Origin of the sequence: Bacillus sp. JJ1127, assembly GCF_036965845.1 — a bacterium.
Taxonomy (GTDB): domain Bacteria; phylum Bacillota; class Bacilli; order Bacillales; family Bacillaceae_G; genus Bacillus_A.
Genome location: NZ_JBALQK010000204.1, coordinates 1 through 12,093, shown reverse-complemented (window position 1 = coordinate 12,093; position 12,093 = coordinate 1). Strand labels below are relative to the sequence as shown.

The following is a 12,093-nucleotide window of genomic DNA, read 5'->3' as shown; positions in this document are numbered from 1 at the left end:
CTATGTATTACAACAGGGGAAAGCAACTGCTATTTAGAAATAGCAGTTGCTATATCTTTTTATAGAAAAACTTTTTTGTTGGAGGCTGAGGATGTTTACTGAAAAGAGATTACCATTTGAAGTAGGGAAACAAGATAATTTTTATGATAAGTTGAATGAGTGGATTGGAGATGTGTTTTACGATATCCTCCCAGAAAAAGGTTTTGAAGAACGCGATGAACAAATTTTTATGGCATTCCAATTAGAACGAGCATTTCAAGAGAAGAAAGTTATGTTCGCGGAGGCAGGCGTAGGAACGGGTAAAACGATTGTGTATCTTTTATATGCAATTTGTTATGCGCGTTATACGGGGAAACCAGCTATTATTGCTTGTGCAGACGAAACGTTAATCGAGCAGCTGGTGAAAGAAGAAGGGGACATTGCTAAATTATCAGAAGCATTAGGGTTATCAGTTGATGTACGTCTAGCAAAATCAATGGATAATTATTTATGCTTACGTAAACTTGAAGACGTGATGAGTGGACGAGCTCCAGAAGTAATTGAAGATCTATATTATGAATTACCTCAATTTGTATTTGATCATGGAACAATGCAAAATTTTACGCATTATGGTGATCGAAAAGAGTTTCCACTATTAAATGACGAAGAATGGTCAAAAGTATCTTGGGATTATTTCCAGGACTGCTTTACATGTGATTCTCGTCATCGTTGTGGTCAAACACTTTCTCGTGAACATTATCGTAAAGCAGCAGATTTAATTATTTGCTCTCAAGATTTCTATATGGATCATATTTGGACATATGATGCTCGTAAGCGTGAAGGCCAGATGCCGCTTTTACCAGAAAGTAGCTGTGTTGTCTTTGACGAAGGCCATCTTGTTGAATATGCGGCGCAAAAAGCATTAACGTACCGATTAAAGCAAACGATGATGGAACAATTATTAACAAGATTATTACAAAATGATATCCGTGAAGAGTTTGCTCATTTAGTAGAAGAAACGATTTGGCAAACAGAGCGATTCTTTGATGTTTTACAAGAGAATAAAAAAGAAATTGCTGGTTCGGATCGTTTAGAACTTACTGTGACAGAAAAGGTAACTGCTGAGGCGAAACGACTTTATGCGAAAATCGGGGAAGTCGGTGATGCATTAGTATTTGAAAGTGAAATGTACACAGTAAACACATACGATTTAAATATCGTTGATGAGCATTTAGATGTATTGGAGCATTCACTTCGTCTTTTCATGCATGAGAAAAATGTAATTACATGGGGAGAAGAAGGTGATGGTGCCTTTACATTAGTTATTATGCCACGTGCCGTAGAAGAAGTGTTGCAGGAGAAAGTATTCTCGAAAAAAATCCCGTATATTTTCTCTTCTGCTACATTATCTGAAAATGATTCATTTGCATTTACAGCAAATAGCTTAGGCGTAAAAGATTATTTATCGTTCGCAGTAGCTTCTCCGTTTGATTATGAAGAACAAATGAAAGTATACTTACCGTCGTATACGAAGGAGAATGAATGGGAACGAAAATGTCAGTATACACTTGAGAACATTCAAAAAACAAATGGACGTACACTTGTATTATTCCGTACAACACAAGAACTTGCGGCATTCAAAGAATATGTGAATAAAGAGCAAATGTCTGTTCCGTTCTTATATGAAGGAGACCAAGAAATTAGTCAACTTGTTTCACGTTTCCAAAATGAAGAAGAGACTGTACTTTGTGCGGTTCATTTATGGGAAGGTTTAGATATTCCGGGTTCATCATTATCTCATGTCATTATTTGGTCGCTTCCATTCCCTCCAAACGATCCTGTGTTTGAAGCGAAACGTAAGCACGTGAATGATCCATTTTGGGATGTAGATGTACCATATATGATTTTACGTCTTCGTCAAGGAATTGGTCGCTTAATTCGTACAAGTGAGGATAAGGGTGCGATTTCGTTATTCTTGTCAGAGAATGAAAACGAAAAGGTTATTGAGGCTGTAAAGAAAGTACTTCCAGTAGAAGGTGCGGCTCTATAAAGTGAAAGTCGATTATCAGTTTTTTTTACGCTTCACCAACTAGGAAAAAGCTTGGCAAATGCCGAGCTTTTTTCTATTGGAAGAAAAGGAGATTATCTATTTATGTCGAAATAAAGGTGAGGTAGAAAAAGGAGGTATATCATATGACAATAGCTACATATGAAGTGGAAAAAGAGTTTTTAGCATACGTGAAGAAGATAAATAATTATGGCGAAGCATTAAGTTTAATATTTTGGGATTTGCGTACAGGTGCCCCAAAAAAGGGAGTAGATCAGCGCTCTGAAGTAATAGGAATGCTTTCATCTGAAGTCTTTTCATTATCGACTTCAGATGAGATGGGAAGATATTTAAAGGAATTAGAACGGCTAATCGCAGAGAATAAAATTTCTGAAACAACGAAGAAAATTGTAGAAGAGTGCCGCAAAGAATATGATCGAAATAAAAAAATTCCTCAAGCTGAGTATGAAGAGTTTGTCAAATTACAAGCAAAATCGGAAAGTGTTTGGGGAGAAGCACGTGAAAAATCTGATTTTGAAATGTTCCGTCCATACTTAGAAAAAATTGTTGAATATAAGAAGAAATTCATTACATATTGGGGTTATGAAACTTATAAGTATAATACGCTTTTAGATATGTATGAGCCGGGTGTTACAGTAGAAGTATTAGACCATGTATTTGAACAATTACGTGAGCGTATTGTTCCGCTTGTAAAAGAAATTTCGGGGTCTAATAAAGAATTAAAAACAAATGTTTTATTTGAGCATTTTTCAAAAGACCAACAAAAGAATTTCACTTTAGAGTTATTAAAACAATTAAACTATAATTTTGAGGCTGGCCGTCTAGATGAAACGATACATCCATTTGAAATTACATTAAATAGAGGGGATGTTCGTATTACGACCCGTTATGACGAGAATGACTTTCGTATGGCAGTGTTTGGCACTATTCATGAATGCGGCCACGCTGTATATGAACAAAATATCTCAGAAGAATTAGAAGGAACGCCACTTTGCAGTGGTACATCGATGGGAATTCATGAATCACAATCGCTATTCTTTGAAAACTTTATTGGACGTAATAAATCATTCTGGAAGAAAAATTATGAGCTATTAAAACAATTTAGTAATGGACAATTTGAAAATGTATCTGTAGATGAGTTCTATGATGCAATTAATGAATCAAAACCTTCCTTTATTCGCATTGAGGCAGATGAACTGACATATCCCCTTCATGTTATGGTTCGTTATGAACTGGAGAAAGAATTGTTTGATGGAACATTAGAAGTGAAAGACTTGCCGGCGGCGTGGAATGATAAAATGGAGAGCTATTTAGGAATTCGTCCAGAAACGGATGCACAGGGTGTGCTACAAGACATACATTGGGCAGATGGATCTTTTGGATATTTCCCATCTTATGCACTAGGCTATATGTATGCAGCACAATTTAAACATAAGATGTTAGAAGAAATTCCAAACTTTGATGCATTGCTAGGGGAAGGAAACGTGACGCCAATTCGTGAATGGTTAACAAAGAATATTCACCAATATGGTAAAACGAAAAAACCACTAGAAATTTTAGCAGATGTAACAGGTGAAGGGTTAAATGCGAATTATTTAGCCGATTATTTAGAGGCGAAATACAAAGGGATTTATGCATTATAAGAAGGCAGAGGAGCTACATATATGTGGCTCCTTTTTATGAATTAAAATTTTACTGTATGTGCGTTGCTTAAGGAGGCATAGAAGTGAATTATACTTTTGAAGTGATGACACAAGAGCAAGCGAAAGAAGTTGCGTATAATTGGCACTACGAGGGGAAGTATTCGTTTTATGATATGGAAGCTGATCAAGAAGATTTAATGGAGTTTTTAGATCCTATAATACGTGGAGAAACGATTTTTGCCGTTTGTGAGAATAATCAGCTTGTTGGATTTTTTAGTTTTCATAAAATAGATACTTATACAGTGGATATTGGCTTTGGAATGAAACCAAATATGACTGGAAATGGATTAGGATTAGCATTTATAAAAGAAGGTCTAGCTTTTTGTGAACAGAAATATCAACCGAAGTATATAACGTTATCGGTGGTGACATTCAATGAAAGAGCGATAAAGGTTTATAAAAAGATAGGCTTTGAAGCGGTAGGTACTTTTATTCAAAAAACAAATGGGGGTCACTTTGAATTTTTGAAAATGGTTTATCACAATGCTTGTAGGCAATAAAACACCTAACTTGAAATTTGGTAAAAGGAAAGAAGCTAGATGACATTGGCTAACTGTAAAAGCATGATTTGTAAAGGGGGATAAAAGATTCTTTCATCATATTTGTGCTTATATAATATAAAGGAGAGCGAAATGAAAATGAGTAAATTAAGTGAAACGAGTAGATTTGAAAATAGATTTACAGAAGAGATTATTGAGGTGGCAGCTGTTACAGGAGCATCGGGCGTAGGTGCGGGAAGAGCAGGTGATGCTATTTTGTGGAGTGCGTCAATCCCTTTGATTGCATGGAAAGATTTGTGCAATCATGAATTGATTATAGAAGAAAAACTAAGACTTGAATGGTTAGCTGACGATGCAGAATTGAGACGATCAAGAGAATTTTTACAAAAAAATACCGTTGTAAGGTTGCTGGTACGTAGGGCAGAAAATGCGATGATGCTTGTTCAGGTTTTGGATGAAACATATAGAGATAATGAATTAGAAAAGATATTACAAGATTCAATGAAGCCAGTCTATTATCAAGATAAAGTATTAGGTGAATTTGTACTTGACAAAAGTGTGGAGTTATTTGAAAAGCAGATTACTTGGGATGGTGAAAAATGCAGTTTGTCTTTTGATTGGAATAAAGATGAGCGTATGATGACGACGGCTTTAGAAACAGCATATGCACTTTTCGAGGAGAAAAATGAATGGAACAGAAAAATTAAACTGTTTGCAGCAACAGAATTATTGGGGTTAGCAAATGAATGGTTACAGGATAATGATGAGGCAGAGATCGATGAGATTACGCAGGAAATGTTCATTGGTTTTATGGAATTAGAGAGCATAAGTGTTTATTCAGACGGTGATTTTACAATATATTTTGCTGATGGGGATATGTTTTGGGGACATTGTATTATGGTAGATGGAAATATTGATGGGACTCTTAATTCGGCTCATATTGCAGGATAAATTTGTTTAGTGAATGATGAGCTAAGGGGTTTTAAGATAATAAAAAGCAGAGGGGACTCCCCTCTGCTTTTCACTTACCATAATTTAAATCCTTTTGAACCAGGCGGAGCATTTTGAATCATATCAATAAACGGAATGGTATAAGCGAATAAAATAAGTAACGCCGTAATACCAATCCAAAGCTTCCAATTATCAAAAACCATCGGTGTACGTTCAGATGCATCGGCTACTTCACCGATTGGGAACTCCGTTTGACCCTTCGGAGCAAAGAAGACAAGGTCTAAGTAAATAATGATCGCAATTACAATTCCTACAAATAAAATTGCTCCCCCGACTGCTTGTGCAATTTGATACGGAATCCATTCAAGTGCTTGTGGTGAATTTCCATATGTAGAAAAAGCAGAGCGGCGAGGTGCTCCAAGTAGTCCGGCAAAGTGCATACCAGCAGACATGAAGAACATGCCGATCGCCCATACGCAAGTTTGGATCATAGCAAGGCGATTCATTTCCTTTGTCATGACGCGTCCTGTTAAATGAGGAATGAGCCAATAACCAATACCGAAGAATGTTAATACGACAGATGTTGCTAATGTTAAATGGAAATGCCCAGTCACCCATACAGTATTATGAACGACTTGGTTTAGTTGGTTACTTGCGTTGACAAGTCCACCGGCACCAGCTGGGATAAACATGAGCATACCGACGAATGGAGCGAAAAATCTAGCATCCCCCCATGGAAGCATTCGAAGCCATCCGAATAGTCCAGTAGCTCCTTTAGAGCGACCAAACTGTTCGAAGGTGGCGAATAAAGAGAAGGCAGTCATTAAGGATGGAATGACAACCATAAATGTTAAGACAACTTGTAAGTATTTCCACCCAGGGTCAATTCCTGGTTCTGTTAATTGGTGGTGAAATCCTACAGGCATAGAAAATAGTAAAAATAAGATGAATGATAAACGAGCTAGTGAATCGCTAAAAATTTTCCCACCAATAATTTTCGGTATAATGACATACCAAGCCATATACGCTGGGAGGAGCCAAAAATAAACGAGCGGATGGCCGAAGTACCAGAATAGTGTTCGGCTAACAAGGACATCGATTTTATCGATAAATCCTAAGCTCCATGGAATGAATTGAATAAGTGCTGCAGCAGCAACGCCGATTGTAGCGACGAGCCATAGCGCCATTGTTACAACGGCCATAAAGCTTAAAAGAGGACCTATTTTTCCTTTATTATGCTTTTTCCATGTTCGATACTGAGCAAACATTGCAAATCCGCTGAACCAACTGCCGACAATAACAAGGGTAAGTCCGATATAAAATCCAGGATGTGCTTTTAATGGGGCGTAAAATGTATAGAGTACGGTTGCTTTATTAAGTAGAATAAAAATGGCAGTAATTGTTGTTCCAATTGTCATAAGCCAAAAGCCAATCCAACCTGTTTGACGAACTCCTTTCGATAGAATACCAGTTGTTTTACTCATACAAGCAAATAAGAAGCCGATAATAAAGAACGTTGTTAATACGAGTCCAAGCAAAACACCATGAGTTGTTAATATTTGATAGTAACCAATACCAGCAGGTAAATTGAATTTTCCAGAGCGAACGAGAACTTGCAATAATCCGCATAGCCCACCTAAAAACAGAGCGATAAAAGCAACATGAATATGAGCTATTGCTAGTTTTGCATCTCGTCTACTTATTTTATCTTGCAGTGCAATCATTTGTCAGTCACCTCCACTTTTGCGCTCATCATATGATGGCCAGTACCACAATACTCATTACAAACAATTAAATACTCCCCAGATTTTTGAAAAACTTGTGAAGCAGTACTTACATATCCAGGTTCAATCATCATGTTGACGTTTGTTCCTGCAATTTCAAAACCATGTGCAACATCTTGTGTTGTGACGACAAAATCTACTTTCGCACCTTTTGGTACTTTAATTGTGTTTGGCGTAAAGGAAAATGCTTGTGAAATGATGGTAACTTGATAATGATCTTTCCCAACTTGCTTGACACCAGGATGATCAAAAGGTGCTGTTGCATGGACCTTTTCGGGGTCAATAGTCGTTAAGCAACTTGGTGGTTTGTTTCCCATATAAAAAGCACTAATTCCTAAAACGGCCAAAAATACGAATAGTGAACCGACGCCGAAAACGAGCCAGATTTTTTCGTATTTATGTAAGTGCATATCCCCATCTCCCTTTTCAAAACAATATATTAAAGCCGATTAACAAAAATTTGATAGACACTAAACCAAGTAAAAATAATGAAAAAGCCAACTAAAAAAACGGAGATTAATGTTCCTTTTAATGAGCTTTTTTGACTGTTTTCCGTTTCTTGTTGATGCAATTTATGTTCGCCCATGATATCCCTCCTTGGATAAATGAAATCTTATAATTTCATAATACAAAAAATTTAGATAATTTATCTGTGTCCACATATGCTTTCAAAAAGTGTTCATTGATACAATAAAAACTATGTCTATGATAAGAACTCGTAAAATCGCGGATTCTTACAAGTTTTGGAATGTGAATTTGTGAAAAAAATGTGAAATGAGAGCTTTTTTGAAATTATGGAGAAGGGTGTGTATGATGGAATTTGGATAGCTTTTATTAATGGAAGTTTACAGCCTATGGATAGAAGGATGAACGAGGAGAGATTGTATGAATATGATAAAAACGAGAAGAGAGATAGATTTGATGCGCGAATCTGGGAAATTGCTAGCTTCGTGTCATCAAGAAATTGCAAAGATGCTGCGACCAGGTATCACAACATTGGAAATTGATACATTTGTTGAAACATATTTAGCAAAGTATGGTGCAACGCCTGAACAAAAAGGATATAACGATTATCCATATGCAATATGCGCGTCTGTGAACGATGAGATGTGTCATGGCTTCCCAATTGATAAGTCCTTAAATGAAGGAGATATTGTTACAATTGATATGGTAATAAATTTAAATGGTGCACTTGCTGACTCTGCATGGAGTTATAAAGTAGGAGATATTTCTCATGAGGCAGAAAAATTATTGCTAGTAACAGAAAATGCTCTATATAAAGGGATTGAACAAGCGATAGCAGGAAATCATGTTGGGGATATTGGCTATGCAATTGAAAGTTATGTAGCTTCTGAAGGATTCTCTGTCGCAAGGGATTTCACAGGGCATGGGATTGGTAAAGAAATCCATGAGGAACCAGCGATTTTTCATTTTGGAAAGCAAGGGCAAGGACCAGTGTTACAAGAAGGGATGGTAATAACGATTGAACCAATTGTAAATGTAGGTATGCGGTATGCAAAAGTGGATGTAAACGGCTGGACTGCACGGACAATGGATGGAAAGCTATCAGCGCAGTACGAGCATACAATAGCAATTACAAAGGATGGGCCAGTTATTTTAACGCGTCTTTAATAGGGAAATACAAAATGTAAGAGTTTTCAAAAATCGAACAAAAATGGTATTTTTATAAAAAATGTACGTGTTTTTCTTATAAATGCTTTTCAAAGTCAAAAAAGTGCGTTATAATCCTTCTATAAAATAAATAGGTTAGCTACACTCATATAATCGCGGGGATATGGCCTGCAAGTTTCTACCGAAGTACCGTAAATACTTTGACTATGAGTGAGGACGAATATATTGCTGGTTTAGCATTCTTTTTTGCGAAGCTCTAAAAGCGCGTCTCTCACTTGTAACGAGTGGTGGCGGCTTTTAGAGTTTTTTTATTGCATAAGAGGAGGAACAAACATGAAAGTATTACAAGAAAAGATTTTAAATGAAGGAACGGTTTTATCTGGTGATGTATTAAAAGTAGATGCATTTTTAAATCATCAAATTGATCCAGTGCTTATGCAAGAAATCGGAAAAGAGTTTGCACAGCGTTTTAAAGAAGAGAACATTACAAAAATCGTGACGATTGAATCTTCAGGAATTGCACCGGCAGTTATGGCAGCTCTAGAGCTTGGTGTAAAAGTAATCTTTGCAAGAAAGCGTAAATCGTTAACGTTACAAGATAATATGTATGTGGCGAAAGTATACTCATTTACAAAACAAGAAACGAATGAAATTTCATTATCTAGAAATCATATCCATGAAAACGATCGTGTCTTAATCATTGATGACTTTTTAGCAAATGGTCAAGCTGCTTTAGGCTTAATGAGTTTAGTAGAGCAAGCTGGAGCAAGTATTGCTGGAATTGGAATTGTTATTGAAAAAGCATTTCAAGATGGAGGAAAGAAACTGCGTGAGAATGGCGTTCGTGTAGAATCACTTGCAGAAATTGCATCACTTGATAACGGTACTGTTACATTTGCTTTGCAAGAGACTGCGGAGGTGAAATAATCATGAAGCAGCACCCATTCAAAATCGCATCCCTTGGCGTGCAGCATATGCTTGCCATGTATGCGGGAGCAATTATTGTTCCTCTTATTGTTGGCGGAGGACTTGGTTTAAATCAGCGAGAACTGACGTACTTAGTATCTATCGATTTATTAATGTGTGGTGTCGCAACGATTTTACAAGCGTTATCGAATCGTTTTTTCGGAATTGGTCTTCCCGTTGTACTCGGTTGTACGTTTACAGCAGTTGGACCGATGATTGCTATCGGTAAGCAGTACGGTGTTTCTTCTATATATGGAGCAATTATTGCAGCAGGACTGTTCGTTGTTATTTTTGCAAAGCTATTCGGAAAGCTTGTGAAACTATTCCCGCCTGTTGTAACGGGTTCGGTTGTTACAGTGATTGGGGTTACATTAGTCCCAGCAGCGATTAATGATATGGCTGGAGGAGTAGGTAGTAAAGATTTTGGGAGTCTTGAAAACTTAGCATTAGCATTCGGTGTCTTATTATTTATTATAATTATGTATCGTTTCTTTGATGGGTTTATCCGCTCTATTTCTATTTTACTTGGTCTTTTATTTGGTACAATTATAGCAGCATTTATGGGGAAAGTGAGCCTGCAAGCAGTTGGAGAAGCCGATTGGTTTCACAGTATTCAGCCGTTTTACTTTGGTACACCAACATTTGAATTAACACCGGTTATTACAATGATTCTTGTTGCTTGTGTTGGAATTGTAGAAGCAACTGGTGTGTATTTCGCTTTATCTGATATATGTAACAAAAAGATTGGTGAGAAAGAGTTAACGAAGGGTTACCGTGCCGAAGGATTGGCGATGATTTTAGGCGGTATTTTTAATGCATTTCCTTATACGACTTATTCTCAAAACGTCGGTCTTGTTCAATTAACAGGTGTACGAAATCGCGTGATCATTTATACATGCGGTGGGATGTTAATCGTACTTGGTTTTATTCCTAAAATTGCAGCTATCACAACGATTATTCCAAAACCAGTGCTTGGCGGTGCTATGCTAGCGATGTTTGGAATGGTTATGGCATACGGAATTAAAATGTTAAGCAGCGTAGACTTTGCTAAGCAAGAAAATTTATTAATTGTAGCATGTTCTGTTGGAATCGGACTTGGTGTAACAGTTGTTCCAACGTTATTCTCTCAGCTTCCAGAAAGCATTCGTATTTTAACAGATAACGGAATTGTGCTTGGAAGTGCGTCGGCGGTACTATTAAATATCGTGTTTAATATGGTTCCGCAGCGCAAAGCGAAAACAAAAGAAGAGCAAGGTCCAGTGCAAAGTGCTGTAACAGAAGCATAAACAAAAAGCAAGGTTCTCATTAAGAGACCTTGCTTTTCTTTTTTAGAGGCATCATTTTTCCATATGTACCTAGGCGCCAAATATATTCAAGTGGACCGTACTGATAATGAGAGAGCCACCAGCGACTAATAAAGATTTGTAATGTATAAAAACCGATGCAAAATATTGGGCCGATCCATAATGGTACTGGCAAGTAATTTTTGAAAACTAGCCCAAACATAAGCAATGTAATGATTGTCTGTGAAATGTAATTGGTTAATGCCATTCGTCCTACATATTGGAATGGACGTAATAGTTTTTGCCATCTTTCTCGCTGTAATAAACGCATAAGTGTGAAAATGTAAAAGATAAATAATGTTTTCCCGCTAAACATTGTAAGACCGTACATGTGGATTGGCTCGTATGGTTGTTTTGCCACAAAGTAGCGAATCATGACGAACCACATAGGTAATGTTAAAACGAACATAATGATTTGCCATTTTTTTAGTTTTGGATCTAGTTCCTTCGTTCGGCGGAAAATGTCTTTTTTGCCAGCATATAGACCGAGTAAGAATAATCCAACTATTTCTGGAAGCATAGAAAGGTTTGTCTGGATTACTTCAGAATAAAAGTCTGTAAAGCGATCTTGCACTTGTACTCCCCAATTTTCTAAAGGCATAATGGGGAGGGAAGTTCTTAATTCTTCTATTGGTATAAACATAAGGATTAAACTCATTAGTAGCATGAAAAATTGGAAAAGTCCTAATAAAACCAAAGCCCATATTAAAACAGTACGAGGCTTTCTTTTATAAAATAAAAATAAGAAAAATCCTGCAATTGCATAGCTATGTAAAATATCCCCATCCCATAAAAGGACGTAATGTAAGAAACCAAACAACAATAAGATGAGAAGTCGACGGACAAATAATGTTTTTGGATGATCTGTTTTTGTCTCAGCACGTTGCATGAAAATGTAAAATCCTAGTCCAAACAAAAATGAAAAAATAGTATAAAACTTTGTTTGAATAAACATGTCGTAAAATAGGCGGATATAACTGTCTATCCCTTCATAACTTCCGGTGATTTCACTAGTGTCAACACCAGCAATAACAGGCCAGTTAACAAGAAAAATACCAAGTATAGCAATTCCCCGAATAATATCGATAGAATGAATCCTCTCGCCTTGTGAAATATTTTGTGTCATTATTTTCCTCCTTTAAGTCAATCCCTTTTATTATACAAAAT

The 12,093-nt window shown here is 36.7% G+C and carries 11 protein-coding genes and 1 riboswitch; of the genes, 7 read left to right on the top strand and 4 right to left on the bottom strand.

Annotated elements, in window-relative coordinates; translation table 11 throughout:
• Positions 1-91: 91 nt before the first annotated feature.
• The 4 genes from V7183_RS18945 (at position 92) to V7183_RS18930 (ending at position 5,201) form a co-directional block, all read left to right on the top strand.
• Positions 92-2,029 carry an ATP-dependent DNA helicase gene (locus tag V7183_RS18945; protein ID WP_335360469.1) on the top strand — a complete coding sequence of 646 codons (1,938 nt, stop codon included), beginning with the start codon at positions 92-94 and terminating at the stop codon, positions 2,027-2,029.
• Positions 2,030-2,172: 143 nt separating this feature from the next.
• Complete coding sequence (locus V7183_RS18940) at positions 2,173-3,690, top strand: carboxypeptidase M32 (RefSeq protein WP_335360468.1); 1,518 nt, start codon at positions 2,173-2,175, stop codon at positions 3,688-3,690.
• A gap of 83 nt (positions 3,691-3,773) precedes the next feature.
• Complete coding sequence (locus V7183_RS18935; protein ID WP_335360467.1) at positions 3,774-4,250, top strand: GNAT family N-acetyltransferase; 477 nt, start codon at positions 3,774-3,776, stop codon at positions 4,248-4,250.
• Between the two features lie 138 nt (positions 4,251-4,388).
• The gene (locus tag V7183_RS18930; protein ID WP_335360480.1) at positions 4,389-5,201 is read left to right on the top strand and encodes a DUF2262 domain-containing protein; all 813 of its coding nucleotides are present in this window, start codon (positions 4,389-4,391) and stop codon (positions 5,199-5,201) included.
• Positions 5,202-5,275: 74 nt separating this feature from the next.
• Here V7183_RS18930 and V7183_RS18925 read toward each other — a convergent pair whose 3' ends face one another.
• The 3 genes from V7183_RS18925 to V7183_RS18915 are packed head-to-tail and all read right to left on the bottom strand — an operon-like array spanning position 5,276 to position 7,571.
• On the bottom strand, positions 5,276-6,925 hold the full coding sequence (locus V7183_RS18925; protein WP_335360466.1) for a b(o/a)3-type cytochrome-c oxidase subunit 1: 1,650 nt from the start codon (positions 6,923-6,925) through the stop codon (positions 5,276-5,278).
• Positions 6,922-7,395 carry a cytochrome c oxidase subunit II gene (locus V7183_RS18920; RefSeq protein ID WP_335360465.1) on the bottom strand — a complete coding sequence of 158 codons (474 nt, stop codon included), beginning with the start codon at positions 7,393-7,395 and terminating at the stop codon, positions 6,922-6,924. The genes V7183_RS18925 and V7183_RS18920 overlap by 4 nt, the downstream gene beginning before the upstream one ends.
• Positions 7,396-7,424: 29 nt before the next feature.
• Entirely contained in the window at positions 7,425-7,571 is a 147-nt protein-coding gene (locus V7183_RS18915; RefSeq protein WP_335360464.1) for a cytochrome c oxidase subunit 2A, read from the bottom strand.
• A 299-nt stretch (positions 7,572-7,870) separates the two neighbouring features.
• Between V7183_RS18915 and V7183_RS18910 the strand changes: the two genes are divergently transcribed.
• The 3 genes from V7183_RS18910 (at position 7,871) to pbuX (ending at position 10,869) form a co-directional block, all read left to right on the top strand.
• On the top strand, positions 7,871-8,617 hold the full coding sequence (locus V7183_RS18910; RefSeq protein ID WP_335360463.1) for a type I methionyl aminopeptidase: 747 nt from the start codon (positions 7,871-7,873) through the stop codon (positions 8,615-8,617).
• Between the two features lie 125 nt (positions 8,618-8,742).
• A riboswitch (purine riboswitch) is annotated at positions 8,743-8,844 on the top strand.
• Positions 8,845-8,950: 106 nt separating this feature from the next.
• Positions 8,951-9,544, top strand: coding sequence for a xanthine phosphoribosyltransferase (locus V7183_RS18905; RefSeq protein WP_097897184.1), 594 nt, complete (start codon positions 8,951-8,953; stop codon positions 9,542-9,544).
• A gap of 2 nt (positions 9,545-9,546) precedes the next feature.
• Positions 9,547-10,869: a xanthine permease PbuX gene (gene pbuX, locus V7183_RS18900; RefSeq protein WP_335360462.1), complete on the top strand. Its 1,323-nt coding sequence runs from the start codon at positions 9,547-9,549 to the stop codon at positions 10,867-10,869.
• Positions 10,870-10,888: 19 nt separating this feature from the next.
• Here pbuX and V7183_RS18895 read toward each other — a convergent pair whose 3' ends face one another.
• A complete protein-coding gene (locus V7183_RS18895; RefSeq protein WP_335360461.1) occupies positions 10,889-12,052 on the bottom strand; it encodes a DUF418 domain-containing protein in 1,164 nt (387 codons plus the stop codon).
• Positions 12,053-12,093 lie beyond the last annotated feature (41 nt).